Raw genomic sequence first — 16,241 nt, 5'->3', positions numbered from 1 at the left:
GCGACTTATGGTCGACAAGTATGACTGTTTTACCAATAGGCTTAATTTAGTAATTAAAAGGATTATTCATGCAAAACCTTATAAATGGTTCTTGCCATGACATCTCCCAAACCAGGTACCAATTTCAAATCATGTTCAGAAGCTTTGAGTACACCTTGAATCCCCCCGAAATGGGTGAGTAAATCACGACGACGCTTTGGCCCAAGTCCTGGAATTGCCTCCAAAACCGAACCACCACGGCGTTTATCACGTTTTGCACGATGCTTCGTAATAGCAAAACGATGCGCTTCATCACGTACTTGTTGGATCAAATGCAAAGCTTTATTGTCCTCAGGCAACTGGATTTTTGTACCATCGGTAAAATGTAATGTTTCTAAGCCTGGCTTACGTCCCTCACCTTTCGACACACCGACCATAAAGGCATCGAGTCCCAACTCTTGCATCACTTCCATTGCCATGTGTAATTGCCCTTTACCACCGTCTATGAGTAATAAATCAGGCAACATGGCTTTCTTATAGCGACGAGTCAAAGCTTGACGCATGGCAGCATAATCATCACCGCCTGTAATATCTTCAATCGAGAATTGGCGATAATCACGCTTGCGTGCGCCACCTGTATCAAACACCACACATGAAGCAATCGTTGCTTCGCCCATCGTATGGGAAATATCAAAGCATTCGATACTGTCGATTGGGCGACCACAGAATTCTTCAAGCTGATGAAAACGCTCATTCAGTTCTAAATGATTGGCTAACTTACCTTTAATCGCATGCTGAACATTCATTTCTGCAAGTTCGAGCCATTCCGCACGGGTTTCTCGAACACTATGTTTGATTTGAATTTTCTTCTCGAACTGTTGATGTAGTGCTTCTTCCAACTCTTTACGATCAGAAACTTCAACATTCACAATCAATTCACTTGGTACTTCATCTGCGACTTGGAAATAGAAATTCGCCATAAAGTCGGACAACATTTGCCCCAAATCATCGCCTAACATATCAGGAAAATAACTTTTTCCACCGAGCATTTTCCCATTGCGCACATGCATGATCTGTACGCAAGTCACCCCTGCTTGGTAGGCAATGGCAAGAATATCGGCTTCACCTTTAATTTTATAAATTGCCTGTTGCGCCTGCACATCGCGCAATAAAGCCATACGATCACGATAGAATACTGCCTTTTCAAATTCTAAATTTTCAGCAGCCTGTTCCATCTTTTGAATCAACTCTTGATTCAATTCTTTGGTATCACCATTTAAAAAGCGAATTGAGTTTTGCACATCTTCGTTATAAGCTTCAGGTGAAATCAGACCGACACATGGCGCAGTACAGCGTTTGATTTGGTACTGTAAACAAGGGCGTTTGCGTTGTGAAAAATAGCTATTTTCACATTGGCGGACATTAAATAATTTTTGTAGGACGAGTAAGGTATCTCGTGCATTATAAGCACTCGGATAAGGGCCAAAAAACTTGCCGACTTGGTGTTTGCCTTTACCCCGTCCAGATGCAATGCGTGGATAAGGCTTATCCGCTGACACGAAAATATAGACATAGGATTTATCATCGCGCAGCATAATGTTATACGGTGGACGATGGAGCTTAATTAGGTTTTGTTCGAGTAATAGAGCTTCTGTTTCAGAACGAACAACCAATGTTTCAATATTATAAATACGTGCAACTAAAGCTTGTGTTTTGGGATGTTCAATGGTCTTCACAAAATAACTCGACACACGATTTTTTAGATTTTTGGCTTTACCAACATAGAGCAACTCACCCTCTTTACCGAGCATGCGATAGACACCCGGCAATGTAGTCATATTGGCTAAAATCTTTTCGATATTTTCACGTGCGTTTTCGTTCACTGTTGCCCTAATTCTTTTCAACTCCATCCCATGATGTGATGCTTTTTATTCCAATTTCAAGCAATTTATTTACTAAGCGTGTAGAAACAAAGAATTCACCGATCATCCCATTGCTAAAAGCTATTAGTCAGCCCTTTAATTTTTGCTATGCTCAAGTGATAAATTTATTTATTGATCAAGTTAGGTTCAATTTGAATGAGCATTGAAAATGCAGCAATCCATATCGTAAAGCCTTCCACTTCCACGCATGGCAGATCTGAGAAAGATCGGAGTCTAGGAAAATCACGCTTTCATTTTGAACCTAAAACTGTGATGCAACATTTGCGTAAACATATTATTGGACAAGAAAAAGCATTAGATGAAATATCGAAAATGTTGCATGTGGTTAAAGCTGATTTTTCTCCACCCGATAAACCGCTTTCGGTCACGCTGATGCTTGGCCCAACAGGTGTAGGGAAAACTGAAACTGTACGATTAATTGCGGAAGCCATTTATGGACAAGCCGATGCCTTTTGTCGCATTGATATGAATACTTTAGCACAAGAGCATTATACAGCAGCCATCACAGGCGCACCGCCTGGCTATGTCGGTTCAAAAGAAGGTCATAGCCTCTTTGATGAAACTGCAATTGCTGGTTCACATACCCGTCCAGGCATTGTACTTTTTGATGAGTTAGAAAAAGCTTCTACCGAAGTAATTCGTGGCTTGATGAATATTCTAGATACAGGAAAGCTGACCTTAACCGCAGGGACAAAAACCATAGATTTTAGAAACTGTATGATCTTTATGACCAGTAATATTGGTGCACAGGCAGCACAGCAATATTTGGAGAAAATACAGTTTTTACCAAAAAAAATGCAGGACATCTGCCTCAAACGCATACCAACACAGACCATTATTGAAAAAGTCATGTATCGTAAATTTGATCCTGAATTTCTCAATCGGATTGATCGAACTTTGCATTATCAAGCAGTACAATCAGATGCTTTACCACAATTGGTTGAGATCGAACTGGAAAAGCTTAATCAGCGTTTACTACATCAAAAACGAACTGTTCATTTAACCGATTCAGCCAAAGCCTATTTTTATCAAGATCATGATATTCGTTTTGGCGCACGGCATTTAGCACGGAAAATCAGGACTGAACTTGAGCCAGTTTTAGCCATTTATTTTTTAAATCATCCTGAAAATAATGACATCAGGATTGATTACCACAATGCTGAATTTCACGTTTTATAAAAGCTTGGAAACTCAGGAAATACTTTTTCTCACTGATCATTTAGAATAATTCGTATTTACTAGCTCATAAAATTTTTGTGGATTTCTCGGTGAAACCAATATTTGTTTAGGCTTTCCATCTTTCAAATATTCTATTTTAAACCGCTTCAAAGACAATGCAGGCGATACATCCAAATGATCTGTTGGGCTGACTTTTTGAATATCATCCAATTGAATCACCCATTTAAAGATAAGAGTATGAATCGTTAAAGTCCGATCTTTAATCACATAACGTGTCGTCAACAACGGCAACCAAAGCAAAATCACAGTCAAAATATACACGGTAGTATGCTCAGGATATTCCTGCATTGTTCCTTTGGCATACATCGTTACTAAGAGTTGAATCAACAAACCTGACATCGCAACAATAAAGCCAAAAACCCACCAATCAATTTTGCTTCGAAATGTTTGCATCTCTATCAACCCATGTATATTTCACATGATTCTAACCAAAACCCATAATTATTTCATGGATTTATTGCTTTATTTTTCATTAGTGTGAATACACAAATTCAAGGCATAAAAAAACGCCCTTTCGAGCGTTTAGATATTTCAATACAATCAAAACAACTTTTGAAAGAATGCCATGATTTGTGACATATAAGGTCGAATAAAAATCAAGAAGAATAGACCTAACATGATGAACCACTTCAAGAAGTAGTACAGTTGACGATTCTTCTGCTTCAATGCTTTGGCTTTAATACGGAATTGGTAAACATAACCAAAAACCTTATTTAAACCGCCAGTTTGGTCACCTGCTTCATTCGGAGAACTTGCCGCAGTCATGACCTTTCGACCAAACCAATGATTAAAACGTTCCATAAATTTAGCTTTTAATGGTCGTTCTACATCGGCAAAGAAAATAATACGGTTTTGGTCTGTGGTATTTTCAGCATAGTGAATATAAGTTTCATCAAATACCACACTTTCACCATCACGCCATGAATAACGCTGACCATCCACATCAATAAAACAACGATCATCATTTGGTGTTAATAAACCCAAGTGATAACGCAATGAACCTGCATAAGGGTCTCTGTGACGGACTAAACGACTATCAGGTGCAAGCTCAGTAAACATCGCAGCTTTAATGGTCGGTAATGTTTTTAACAATTCAGTGGTTTTTGGGCAAAGTTCTGCCGCTGAAGGATGCGCTGAGTCATACCATTTCAGATAAAAACGCTTCCAGCCTGTTTTAAAAAACGAGTTAAAGCCCAGATCATCATAGCTACTAGATGCTTTAATCCCACCTTTGGCATAAAGTGCTTTCGCTTCATCACGAATCATTTCCCAGTTTTCATCCAACACTTTTAAGTCTTTAAAATGTTGAGTGTCGATATAGGGTTGATTTGGCACTTTAGAAAACATGTACATCAAGAAATTGATGGGTGCGAGTATCGTAGAATGGTCAAAGAACTGACGATAAAACGAATGACGCACTTTACCGCGATTTTGGATATACAATGCAGACATCACAAAAATCGCCAATATGATCCATTTAATCATACAGCACTCATTTCATTAGTAAGGGTAATCGAGCAATAAAGGATTGCTAATGCAATGAAAATCTCAATCAATGAGACTATCAATGGTAAATCTTAACAAAAATAGTACGTAAAATGCCAATCGTAAAAAGAAATCACCTTATATAAAACTCACTTGAAAATACTGTGTTCTTTTGGATTGATACAATCAATTGACCAAAATGACTAAAAACTTATTTTTTATTTATACTTAAAATGCTTTTAAAAAACCTAAATATTTCCTTTATTTTATGAAAAAACTCAAATTAAACATTCGCTTTGCTTCATTTCTAGAATTTCATGCACATACTGTTTAATCCAGAACAAGTTTTTGCAACAAAAAAATTGATGACCCTTGCGTCACGGCTTGATACAACTTGTTAGGTTCTTTTTAGATATAGTTATCGTAAGATTAGAGAAGTCGAAATGTGTGCGGGAATTGCACACACACTTCAGAACATCAACTTAGAAGTCCTCCAAAAAAGGAGATCAGGGCATGATCCACGCTGGCAATGCCATTACCGTCCAAATGCTTTCGGACGGAATCGCAGAATTCCGCTTTGACTTACAAGGTGAGTCGGTTAACAAATTCAACCGTGCAACGATTGAAGACTTTAAAGCTGCCATTGAAGCTGTAAAAAATAACAGCGAAGTGAAAGGCTTAATCGTTACATCTGGTAAATCAACATTCATTGTTGGTGCAGACATCACTGAATTCGGTGACAATTTCAAACAAGGCGAAAGCGCAATTGTAGAATGGGCAATGCCTGTTCATGAAATTTTCAACTCATTTGAAGATTTAGAAGTTCCTAAAGTTGCTGCGATCAATGGTATTGCATTGGGCGGCGGTTTTGAAATGTGCTTAGTGTGTGACTACCGTGTCATGTCAGAAGCTGCAACAGTTGGTCTACCAGAAGTTAAACTGGGCATCATCCCAGGCTTCGGTGGTACTGTTCGTTTAAGCCGTGTGATTGGTATCGACAATGCAGTTGAGTGGATTGCCACTTCTGCAAACAAAAAACCTGCTGCTGCGTTGAAAGACGGTGCTGTAGATGCGGTTGTTGCTGCGGACAAATTACAAGATGCTGCGATTGACCTTGTGAAACAAGCAATCTCAGGTCGTTTAAACTGGAAAGCAAAACGTCAAGAAAAATTAGAGCCTGTTAAGTTAGACATGCTTGAACAAATGATGGCGTTTAACTCATCTAAAGGTGTGGTTCTTGCCAAAGCAAACCCTGCTCAATACCCTGCGCCTAAACTTCTTCTTGATTCACTTCAAGCGGGTGTTAGCCAAGGTCGTGATGCAGCATTAAAAATTGAAGCTGAAGCATTTGCTAAAGCTGCGATTACCCCACAAGCAGGTGCATTGATCGGTTTATTCATCAATGACCAAGTTGTGAAAAAAGCATCTAAGAAACATGAAAAAGGTGCGCACCCTGTTAACCAAGCAGCTGTTTTAGGTGCGGGTATCATGGGTGGCGGTATTGCTTACCAGGCGGCAAGCAAAGGTACACCAATCATCATGAAAGATATTGGTAATCCACAACTTGCTTTGGGTATGTCTGAAGCGAATGGCTTGTTAACCAAACAGGTTGAACGCAAACGCATGACTCCTGCGAAAATGGGTGAAACCCTTGCTCGCATCCGTCCAACTTTAAGCTATGACGAATTCAAAGAAGTCGACATCGTCATTGAAGCTGTGACTGAAAATCCAAAAATCAAAGAAGCTGTATTACGTGATACAGAAGCAAAAGTTCGTGAAAATACGATCATTGCATCAAATACGTCTACGATTTCAATCACACGCCTTGCAAATGCATTAGAGCGTCCTGAAAACTTCGTAGGTATGCATTTCTTTAACCCAGTTCACATGATGCCATTGGTAGAAGTGATCCGTGGTGAAAAAACTTCTGAAGAAGCGATTGCAACGACTGTAGTTTTAGCTCAGAAAATGGGTAAAACGCCGATCGTTGTGAATGACTGCCCAGGTTTCCTTGTAAACCGTGTGTTATTCCCTTACTTCGGTGCGTTTGATCTGTTACTTAAAGACGGTGCTGACTTCCAGCAAGTTGATAAAGTGATGGAAAAATTCGGCTGGCCTATGGGTCCTGCATACTTGATCGATGTTGTGGGTATCGACACAGGTGTACACGGCGCAGAAGTAATGGCGGAAGGTTTCCCTGACCGTATGAAGCCTGATTATAAAGGCGCGATCGAAATCATGTACGAAAACAAACGTCTTGGTCAGAAAAATGACGTTGGTTTCTACAAATATGAACTTGATCGTAAAGGCAAAAAAGCCAAAGTGGTTGATCCAACTGCATACGAGCTTGTTGCTTCTATGGCAACGACTGAAAAGCACGAGTTTGATGCTCAAGAAATCATTGACCGTATGATGCTGACATTCTGTAACGAAACTGTTCGCTGCTTAGAAGACAACATCGTATCTACTGCGTCTGAAGCAGATATGGCAATGATCATGGGTGTAGGTTTCCCTCCATTCCGTGGTGGTCCATGCCGTTACATCGACCAGACAGGTGTTGCTGAATACGTTGCGCTTTGTGACAAATATGCACACTTAGGTAAGGCTTATGAAGCGCCACAAATGTTGCGTGACATGGCTGCTAACAACAAAAAATTCTACGGTTAAGGAGCGACGTGAATGGCTACTTTAAATCCGCGTGACGTTGTCATCGTTGATGGCGTACGTTCTGCAATGGGTAAAACCAAAAACGGTATGTTCCGCAATGTACGTGCTGACAGCTTATCTGCTGAATTGGTTCGTGCTTTAGTTGCTCGTAACCAGTTTGATGTAAACGAAGTTGAAGATGTGATCTGGGGCTGTGTGAACCAGACTTTAGAGCAAGGTATGAACATTGCTCGTAACATCGTGCTGTTGGCTGATCTTCCTAAGACTGTTGGTGGTCAAACGGTTAACCGTCTTTGTGGTTCGTCTATGCAGTCGATCCACACTGCTGCGGCGCAGATTGCAACTAACCAGGGTGATATTTTCATCATCGGTGGTGTTGAGCACATGGGTCACGTAGGCATGATGCACGGTATCGACCTGAACCCTGAAGCATCTAAGCACTATGCAAAAGCGTCTAACATGATGGGCTTAACGGCTGAAATGTTAGGTCGTATGAATGGTATCTCTCGTGATGAGCAAGATGCGTTTGGTGTTGAATCTCACCGTCGTGCATGGGCTGCAACTCAGGAAGGTCGTTTCAAAAATGAAATCGTCGGTGTTGAAGGTCATGATGCAAATGGCTTTAAACAACTTTGCGATATCGATGAAGTGATCCGTGCCGATGCTAACCTTGAAGCATTCAAAGCATTACGTCCTGTATTTGATCCGAAAGGCGGTACAGTAACTGCTGCAACATCTTCAGCTTTGTCTGATGGTGCTTCTGCAATGTTGTTGATGTCTGCTGAACGTGCTCAAGCGCTTGGTCTTAAGCCACGTGCTGTGATTCGCTCTATGGCGATTGCAGGTTGTGATGCTGCGATCATGGGTTATGGTCCAGTTCCTGCAACGCAAAAAGCACTTAAACGTGCTGGCTTAAGCATGGATGACATCCAAACCATCGAGTTAAATGAAGCATTTGCTGCTCAAGGTCTTTCTGTAATGAAAGGTCTGAACATCTATGATAAGCAGGATATCATTAACCTGAACGGTGGTGCGATTGCGTTAGGTCACCCATTGGGCTGTTCTGGTGCGCGTATTACGACTACTCTGCTGAACGTTATGGAGCAACAAGATACGCAAATCGGTCTTGCAACGATGTGTATCGGTCTTGGTCAAGGTATCGCGACTATTATCGAACGTGTTTAAGTTTTAATTAAATACTGAGATAAAAAGAACCCCGCTTAGTGCGGGGTTTTTCATTTGGATAAATATTGTTTAAATTGATCAATAAAAATATGAACCTGCGAACCCAATACTTTAGGATATTGATATTCATCTTGGTTCAACAGTCGTTCCTTTTCCTCGAAATAGATACATTGCTCGATCGCCATTATTATTTTTTCTGAATCTAAAAAGTTAGCGTGAAATTCAAAATTCTGCTTTTTACTAAAACCACCTAATCCATGCTTTTGCATTTCTTCACTTAACTTTTTCTCTAAAAAACGCTTCTTTGTTGGTTTTGGATTTCGCTCAATTATATCAATAGTCTCTTGACTCACGTTTCTCAAATCTAAACAATGACACAGACACCATACTTCAAATGAGGGAGAACTAACAGCATGGTTAAAACCTAATGATCTACATTCTTGTAGAATGGTTGAAAGATTTGGCCAACGATCTCTATCAATGATCATCCAACATAAATCACTCTTACCAGCGGAAAACTCTGCTTTAAATTCTTTAAGCTGTTTTAATACATGCTGAGGGGCGCTAAAGGATTCTTCATTTTCACTTCTATCCAAAACTTTAATTTTATGTTTAACGGAACGATGCTCTAGGTACATTCTAGAAAATTGCCTAATATAGGCTTTTTCAGTGAATCCTTCACATGCTACTATTAGAAAGCGCTCTTGCTCCAAAATATTTGTTAAACGATCTAAAGGAATATTCTCTCTTGGCACAATGATAAATACCTATTTAAAAATTTAAATCTTCAATTTCACCTAAATTAGGAACACCATTAAAGCGTCCTTTTAAATAATTATTTCTTAATTCTTTATCGAACCTGACATTATATTCTTGCAACGAATGAATAGAAGATGAACCAGTATTACTCTTTGAAACAAACCAAATTTCATCTTTTCGTAAAAGCTTCTGAGTTAGTAGGCTTGATTCATGGGTTGCCATTATTAATTGAGAAGAAACTTGCTTCTCTTTCGAACTTGTAACATGTATATATAGTTCAATAAAATTATATATTAAATTAGGATGTAAGCTTCTTTCCATTTCATCAATAATTATTACATTTCCTCCATCAATTACATCAATAAAAAGAGGTATTAAATCAAATAACCTCTTTGTACCATCTGATTCTTCAGTAGCTATATCAAATGAAGTATTAGAACCACTTATGTCTTTTCGTTGGGTAATTAATTTCGATGAGACTATCTTTTTATCATCACCTTTCTCAAGAAAAATAATAGAATTATTATTAGGGTCTGAGATCATTCCAGCCTGTTTTTCTGAAGACTTATCATTGAGATCACCCAATATCTTATTTTTCAAATGCTCTGGTATCTCCAAGCTTTCAAAATTAACTTTCTTAAAATCAATACCACAAATACCTGTATCAAAATATTCTAAAAAAGTAATAAATAGCGTTCGAAAATCTACGGATTTAGTTAATTCAAATAAAAAACCTGTAGATTTTGAATTTGGATAAATAATATTTAAAGCATTTTTAAACCAATCAAAAACATCTAAAAAATCTGAAAAATGAATTTTATTATTTTCATCTAAGTTAATTTTATTTATATAGCTTAAGAAAAGATTATCAGATGGCGTTGAGTTAGAAATAATATTTAAATATTTTGAATCATCAAACTTATCTAAAAAATCTTCTGAGAAGATAAATCTGTCTAATTTTTTTTCAAAAATTAGCTTTTCTTCCTTATTATCAATACAATAAAGCCATTCTTCAACCACTATATTCTCATTTAAAACAAAACCAAAAGCGAAATTCGACTTTTTAGTTTGTATTTCATATTCAAATCTTACATTTTTATCCAAACAACTTTTATCTAATTTAAATTTTGGCAACTCGTTTAGTAAATTTTTTAATTGATCTTGTAACACAACTTTTTGACCAAAATGTATAGCCTTAATTAAATTTGACTTTCCTGATGCATTAGCTCCAAAAACTGAAGTAAATTTTAATGTTGAAATTTTTTTTAGACTTTTGTTTAAATGATTTTTTTTTAAAGTCCCTTTGCTTGGGTACATTGAGAAAATTACTCTATCCTTAAAAGACAAAAAATTTTCTACTGAAAATCTAATTAACATACAGCTCTCATTAATATAGTTGTGATTTTTTCACATTTACCATCTTAATGCTTTATTTTTAACAACTCAACCGCTTTATGTAAAGAATAAATTTACATCATAAAATATTGGTTAACAAAAAAGCCAATCATCTGATTGGCTTTTCAACATCATATTCAGCTTAACGCTTATTCGTCGGCAAATTATTTTGCCACTTATTATCACCCATCATCAAATTCAAACGATCTGTATCTATATTCAACTTAAACGAACCATTTTTAACAGCCTCAATCGCTTGATCACGAGTAAGCCCCATCGAAACAGGTTGCAACATCGTCATCAAACCAGACGTCGGATCAGAAGACTGCAAACCTGATGCAACTGCCAAAACATATTCTTGCATCATTGGGCTTAAACCGCTCATATCAACCTGCGGTGCTTTCGGTTGAACATTCACAATATTGGCATTATCACCAATCATATAATTTTGAATATCTTGCTCACTTTTAATTATTTTTTTCTGCAAAGCTTTACGGACATTTTTATCTTCTTGCAAAGGTGCCATTTTGACTTCTTCATCACGCAACTCAGCATCTGCCATCACTTTAATAGTTGGCAAAGTTGTGACTTCTTCAGCTTGCACACTGGTTAAAAAAATAGAACTCAGTGCAGTTACAAGTATCGAAGCTTTGATAAAGTTCATACGTTTCACCTGTAAAATGGATCGCCATATCATGGATAACAATATGATCGAATAAAATAAATTGGGTATAAAATAGGCTACAGCAAACCACGTTTTGATTCATCAAAACTTAGATAAACGGTAAACCCCATACCATTAATTTATCAAATGATGATAAATAAATAGATGTTTACAATAAAATCCTATTTATTTCAAAACTCATAGCTCATCTTCCAAAACCTCCGCATTTTGCTCTTTCTTGGAGTTGATTTGACTATTGAGCTTTAAAACATCCTGATAAAGTTGATTAAACTGTTTCACTTGTGCATCTTCTTTAAATAAAATTTGATTGCCCTGCTTTTTCCATTCATGAGTTTTTAACAGTTCAAACATTTTTTCAGCTTTGGCTAGAATCTGTAATTCATTCAAAATCAAAGCATTTTCAGGATCAACTTTTGCATTTTGCTGTAATTTATCCAGTAACGGCTGTTTCAGATCTTTGTGTAAATCCAATTGCTTCAATTGTTGCAATGCCTGTTGTTTATTTTCATTATTCTTTTGCTGATACTGTTGCATGGCTTGACGTACCGTAGTCAACATTTGCGTAGTTTCTGCATAATTTTGCTTTCGATCTAGATCAAGTCGATTTACATCTAAAAACTGATCCCATTTGGCAGCAGCAAGTTGATTTAAATAAGCATTTCGAGTATCGACATTCCGCACCCAATAAGCCAATAAAAACTCAGATAGCGTTTTATAGTCACCTTTTAAACGTGCATCCTGAATATCAATCTGAACCGATTTAGAGCGATCTTGAGCTTGTTCAGAAAGTTGACGCATTTTTTCTGTCATCACCAAATCAAATGCCTGGCGATTGGCTTCTTCATTTTTAATCGAAGTATGGTCATAGTAAAGAAAGCCACCGATGGCTAAGAGAATCACCAAAACAAGGCTTATCACAATCAGCAACGTTCGTCGCATTCCCTCACTCCACATATCATTGTTCATATTTCAAAATATATATGAAATTATAAAAAACTGTATGTTATTTATCCATATTAGCGATAAATACCCATGACTCCACAACAGTAAATCCATTTTCTATTCAAAAAGTCCCTTTAAATTTCTCTCCAACAACCCCATCATTGTTCATTATTCGATTTTAGAGATTTCCCATGCGTGTAGATATTTGGTCAGATGTGGTGTGCCCTTTTTGCTATATTGGTAAAAAACGTTTTGAAGCTGCTGCTGAGCAAGTCGGTGTTGAACTCGAAGTACATTGGCACAGCTTTGAACTTGATCCAGAAGCACCTGTACGCCAAGAAGTGTCTAACTCTGAACGTTTAGCGCAAAAATATGGTCGTACCATTGCTGAAGTTGAAGAAATGCAACGTAATATCGCAGCGATGGCAAAAGAAGAAGGCATTGAGTTTAATTGGGAAAATGCCAATTCTGGCAATACCTTTAACGCGCATCGTATTATTCACCTTGCGCAAAGCAAAGGTTTAGGTTCAGAAGCCAAAGAAGCTTTTTTCTATAGCTATATGACCCAAGGTTTGCCGATTGGCGAACGTGAAACGATTGAAGATGTTGCTGCACGTATTGGTTTAAATCCTGTTGAAGTGGATGATGTACTTAATTCTGAAGAATTTGCTGATTTTGTGAAGTTTGATGAAGAAGTAGCACATGATCAACTCAAAGTGACTGGCGTTCCATTCTTTGTATTTGATCAACGTGTGGCTTTGGCAGGTGCGCAACCACGTGACGTATTTGTTCAAGTGATGCAAAAAGCCCTTGAATCAGCCAATGATGTTGAAGTTGAGCAACCAAATGCACCATCATGTAATGATGAATCTTGTGAAGTGCCGAATAAATAAATCTGAGTGACACAATAATCAAATCACAAACAGGTGAAATGCTCGCAAGAATTTCACCTGATTTGATCAGTTACAATTTTATTGAGATTCAACTTAAATGTTTAGGTCTCAATTTTTAAAAGAATTTTTTATATTTCTTTTACTTATTTTTACTGACATTTTTTCATTTATTTTGTGTCATTTTTGCAATAGAGCGTTGCATAAATAGAACTGTTCAAGCTTTTTTTGATCTATTAATATATTTTTAGAAATTGTATTTTTACGAATTTATCGCGCTGTAGTTTTCTTTTTATTTTTTTGATGTATATCCCACGTTGTTTGTATTTTCTTAGTTTCTAAGACAATGAATCCTCCATTTTGGGGGATTTTTTGTTGATTTGTTAAAAAATTCCGAGTGGATAAGATCGAAGTTATCCACAACCTGTGCATGATGTGATCACATTTCTCCTATATTTTTATAAAAATTTCACAACCTATTTCTTTATTTTAAAAATAAACAACTTAGCTTTTTTACATTTCAAGATGTTTTGAAATTCATGAATCTGTCAAAGCACAGTCACATCTTTGCAACTCGCCTTTCCTATGTTCTTGACTCAACTTCATGGAAGCAAATTGTCAATGAACAGCCCTCCTTTTATAAAAAAAACACGCCAAATTATCCTCTTAGGATTTTTTATTATGATGAGTTTTGGACTCAGTGCTTGTAATGATGATGATTCATCAGAAAACAAGCCCAATACACCTAAACTGAATTGTGCACCTTAATAGAAATAATTCGAGGAAAATTAAAACATGAAAACAATAAAAATGAATCGACGTCACTTTTTACAAGGATTGGCGGGCTTAGGCGCGATGGCTGCCTTTCCAAACTCGATTCAAAAAGCTTTAGCGATTGATGCCAACAATCAAACTGGTACGATCCAAGATGTCAAACATGTGGTCATGCTGATGTTAGAAAACCGCTCTTTTGATAGTTATTATGGTACACGTAAAGGCTATCGTGGATTTGGCGATCGCTTTACCATTCCACTTGCCAATAATCGTACAGTTTGGCAACAGCTCAATGCCTTGGGCAAAGAAGTACTACCGTATGAATTAGACAGTGCTAAAGGCAATGCACAACGTCTCAATAGCACACCGCATACATGGATCGATTCTCAAGATGCCTGGGATGGTGGTCGCATGGACAGTTGGCCAAAAATCAAAAAAGACCATTCGATGTCTTATTATTCACCCAAAGAATTGACTTTCCAACATGCACTCGCTGAAGCATTTACAGTCTGTGATAACAATCATTGTGCCATGCATACAGGAACACATTCCAATCGCTTGTTTTATTACACAGGAAGCAATGGTCCTAAGCCTGCTGGTGTAAATATGCTGAATAATGAGCAGAGTTCAATTGGCCCTTCTTCAGTCGGGCTGACTTGGACAACCTATGCCGAGCGCTTAGAAGCAGCAGGTGTGAAATGGCGAGTCTATCAAAATATGCCAGATAATTTTGGTTGTAATCAGCTCATCACATTCCGCCAATTTCGTGCAGCCAACGAAAAAGCGCCTAAAGAACGTCAAGTTTCTAGCGACAGCAAAGTCATCAGCCCTGCCTATGACCCTGCGATTGATGATGTGAATAATCCATTATTTAAAGGAATTGCCAATACACTCCCCAATCAAGGACTATTTGATACGCTTAAAAAGGATGTATTGAACAATCAACTTCCTGAAGTTTCATGGGTCGTACCTACAGCGCTTTATTCTGAACATCCATCACCGTCATCGCCAGTTCAAGGTGGCTGGTATGTCCAAGAGTTATTGGATGCATTAACCTCAAATCCAGAAGTCTGGAGTAAAACCGTACTGATCATTAACTATGATGAAAATGATGGTTATTTTGATCATGTCGCACCACCATGCCCGCCTTATTATGATCACAACACAGGCAAAACTTATGGTAAAACCACCCTTAGTGACGCAGACATGGTTTATGAATATTGCAATTATCCATTCCCAGAAGGATTTAGCAAACAGCCAAAACTAGAAGCACGTAAAGATGGGAAGTCTGTCGGTGATGGACAACCTTTTGGGCCTGGGATTCGTGTTCCGATGTATATCATTTCACCGTGGAGTCGTGGGGGCTGGGTAAATTCTCAAAGTTTTGACCATACATCAGTGATTCAGTTCTTAGAAAAACGCTTCAATGTTCAAGAACCCAATATCAGCGCTTTCCGACGCGCTATTTGTGGAGATTTAACCTCTGCTTTTGATTTTAAAAATCCCAATAAATTAGAGTTGCCTGTTTTAAATGGCAAGAAAACACAGGCAGAAGCTGATGCGATTGCAATCGCTCAAGGTGCTTTATTGCAAATTCCAGTACCATCCAATCAACAACTGCCGAAGCAAGAAACAGGAAGCCGCCCTTCACGTGCTTTGCCTTATGTACTGCATAACAGCGCTGTGACTTCAGCCAACGATATAACACTTAAATTTGCCAATGCAGGTACGCAAGGGGCTGTATTCCATGTCTATGACAAACTTGCCTTAGATCAATTTCCTCGTCGTTATGTGGTTGAAGCAAATAAACAGCTTGAGGATATTTGGTCACTAAACAATCATCAGTATGATCTTTGGGTACTGAGTCATAATGGATTCTTACGCTATTTTAAAGGTAATTTCCAAGAATTAACGACTGCAAAAATACTGCCTGAAATCCAAGTTTGCTATGATTTAGAAAAAGGGGATGTCTATTTAAAATTGCACAATACAGGTTCACAAAACTGCACTCTAACGGTCAAAGACAAAGCCTATTTCTCACAACAGGCGAAAACGATAACAGTCAAACCAAATGCTGAAGAAATCCTGTCATGGTCATTAAAAGACTCAGGGCATTGGTATGATTTTGAAGTCACTTGCAAAGAAGCAATGAATTTTTATCGTCGCTTTGCAGGGCGAGTTGAAACAGGTCAGCATGGTGTAAGTGATCCTGCTTTTGGCTATATTTTAAATTAAGGTCTGTCAGCTTTTAACCTTTAGACACACTTTTAAAAGCAAGCAATCTCAATATTCGGTTGC

Annotated in this window: 12 protein-coding genes; 5 read left to right on the top strand and 7 right to left on the bottom strand. The window is 37.8% G+C overall.

Annotation, left to right across the window (positions count from 1 at the left end; genetic code table 11):
* Positions 1-62: 62 nt before the first annotated feature.
* A complete protein-coding gene (gene uvrC, locus BEN71_RS01910) occupies positions 63-1,862 on the bottom strand; it encodes an excinuclease ABC subunit UvrC (protein WP_068973886.1) in 1,800 nt (599 codons plus the stop codon).
* A 195-nt stretch (positions 1,863-2,057) separates the two neighbouring features.
* On the opposite strand from uvrC, the gene BEN71_RS01905 reads away from it, so the two are divergent.
* On the top strand, positions 2,058-3,101 hold the full coding sequence (locus BEN71_RS01905; RefSeq protein ID WP_068973887.1) for an AAA family ATPase: 1,044 nt from the start codon (positions 2,058-2,060) through the stop codon (positions 3,099-3,101).
* A 36-nt stretch (positions 3,102-3,137) separates the two neighbouring features.
* Here BEN71_RS01905 and BEN71_RS01900 read toward each other — a convergent pair whose 3' ends face one another.
* Positions 3,138-3,554 carry a PH domain-containing protein gene (locus BEN71_RS01900; RefSeq protein WP_068973888.1) on the bottom strand — a complete coding sequence of 139 codons (417 nt, stop codon included), beginning with the start codon at positions 3,552-3,554 and terminating at the stop codon, positions 3,138-3,140.
* A gap of 147 nt (positions 3,555-3,701) precedes the next feature.
* Positions 3,702-4,646 carry a lipid A hydroxylase LpxO gene (gene lpxO / locus BEN71_RS01895; RefSeq protein ID WP_068973889.1) on the bottom strand — a complete coding sequence of 315 codons (945 nt, stop codon included), beginning with the start codon at positions 4,644-4,646 and terminating at the stop codon, positions 3,702-3,704.
* Positions 4,647-5,159: 513 nt separating this feature from the next.
* Between lpxO and fadB the strand changes: the two genes are divergently transcribed.
* Both fadB and fadA read left to right on the top strand, forming a co-directional pair.
* Positions 5,160-7,313, top strand: a complete 2,154-nt coding sequence (fadB, locus tag BEN71_RS01890) for a fatty acid oxidation complex subunit alpha FadB (protein WP_068973890.1) — start codon at positions 5,160-5,162, stop codon at positions 7,311-7,313.
* A 12-nt stretch (positions 7,314-7,325) separates the two neighbouring features.
* Positions 7,326-8,498, top strand: a complete 1,173-nt coding sequence (fadA, locus tag BEN71_RS01885; protein WP_068973891.1) for an acetyl-CoA C-acyltransferase FadA — start codon at positions 7,326-7,328, stop codon at positions 8,496-8,498.
* A 50-nt stretch (positions 8,499-8,548) separates the two neighbouring features.
* On the opposite strand, the gene BEN71_RS01880 is transcribed toward fadA, so the two are convergent.
* From BEN71_RS01880 to BEN71_RS01865, 4 genes are all read right to left on the bottom strand, one after another.
* Positions 8,549-9,253, bottom strand: coding sequence for an RloB family protein (locus BEN71_RS01880; protein WP_068973892.1), 705 nt, complete (start codon positions 9,251-9,253; stop codon positions 8,549-8,551).
* A 16-nt stretch (positions 9,254-9,269) separates the two neighbouring features.
* A complete protein-coding gene (locus tag BEN71_RS01875; RefSeq protein WP_068973893.1) occupies positions 9,270-10,634 on the bottom strand; it encodes an AAA family ATPase in 1,365 nt (454 codons plus the stop codon).
* 160 nt (positions 10,635-10,794) lie between these two features.
* A complete protein-coding gene (locus BEN71_RS01870) occupies positions 10,795-11,316 on the bottom strand; it encodes a hypothetical protein (protein ID WP_068973894.1) in 522 nt (173 codons plus the stop codon).
* A 198-nt stretch (positions 11,317-11,514) separates the two neighbouring features.
* Positions 11,515-12,276, bottom strand: a complete 762-nt coding sequence (locus BEN71_RS01865) for a hypothetical protein (protein ID WP_068973895.1) — start codon at positions 12,274-12,276, stop codon at positions 11,515-11,517.
* Positions 12,277-12,470: 194 nt separating this feature from the next.
* Here BEN71_RS01865 and BEN71_RS01860 point away from each other — a divergent pair, with 194 nt between their 5' ends.
* Together BEN71_RS01860 and BEN71_RS01855 are read left to right on the top strand one after the other, a co-directional pair.
* Positions 12,471-13,172: a DsbA family oxidoreductase gene (locus BEN71_RS01860; RefSeq protein ID WP_068973896.1), complete on the top strand. Its 702-nt coding sequence runs from the start codon at positions 12,471-12,473 to the stop codon at positions 13,170-13,172.
* Between the two features lie 807 nt (positions 13,173-13,979).
* A complete protein-coding gene (locus tag BEN71_RS01855) occupies positions 13,980-16,178 on the top strand; it encodes a phosphocholine-specific phospholipase C (protein ID WP_068973926.1) in 2,199 nt (732 codons plus the stop codon).
* Positions 16,179-16,241 lie beyond the last annotated feature (63 nt).

This window comes from Acinetobacter wuhouensis, assembly GCF_001696605.3.
Lineage (GTDB): Bacteria > Pseudomonadota > Gammaproteobacteria > Pseudomonadales > Moraxellaceae > Acinetobacter > Acinetobacter wuhouensis.
This window is presented reverse-complemented; position numbering and strand designations above follow the sequence as displayed.

Bases quoted from the DNA above. Each gene is read 5' to 3' on its own strand.
- BEN71_RS01905 (WP_068973887.1), top strand. From the start codon at position 2,058: ATGAGCATTGAAAATGCAGCAATCCATATCGTAAAGCCTTCCACTTCC.
- BEN71_RS01900 (WP_068973888.1), bottom strand. From the start codon at position 3,554: ATGCAAACATTTCGAAGCAAAATTGATTGGTGGGTTTTTGGCTTTATT.
- lpxO (WP_068973889.1), bottom strand. From the start codon at position 4,646: ATGATTAAATGGATCATATTGGCGATTTTTGTGATGTCTGCATTGTAT.
- fadB (WP_068973890.1), top strand. From the start codon at position 5,160: ATGATCCACGCTGGCAATGCCATTACCGTCCAAATGCTTTCGGACGGA.
- fadA (WP_068973891.1), top strand. From the start codon at position 7,326: ATGGCTACTTTAAATCCGCGTGACGTTGTCATCGTTGATGGCGTACGT.
- BEN71_RS01875 (WP_068973893.1), bottom strand. From the start codon at position 10,634: ATGTTAATTAGATTTTCAGTAGAAAATTTTTTGTCTTTTAAGGATAGA.
- BEN71_RS01870 (WP_068973894.1), bottom strand. From the start codon at position 11,316: ATGAACTTTATCAAAGCTTCGATACTTGTAACTGCACTGAGTTCTATT.
- BEN71_RS01865 (WP_068973895.1), bottom strand. From the start codon at position 12,276: ATGCGACGAACGTTGCTGATTGTGATAAGCCTTGTTTTGGTGATTCTC.
- BEN71_RS01860 (WP_068973896.1), top strand. From the start codon at position 12,471: ATGCGTGTAGATATTTGGTCAGATGTGGTGTGCCCTTTTTGCTATATT.
- BEN71_RS01855 (WP_068973926.1), top strand. From the start codon at position 13,980: ATGAATCGACGTCACTTTTTACAAGGATTGGCGGGCTTAGGCGCGATG.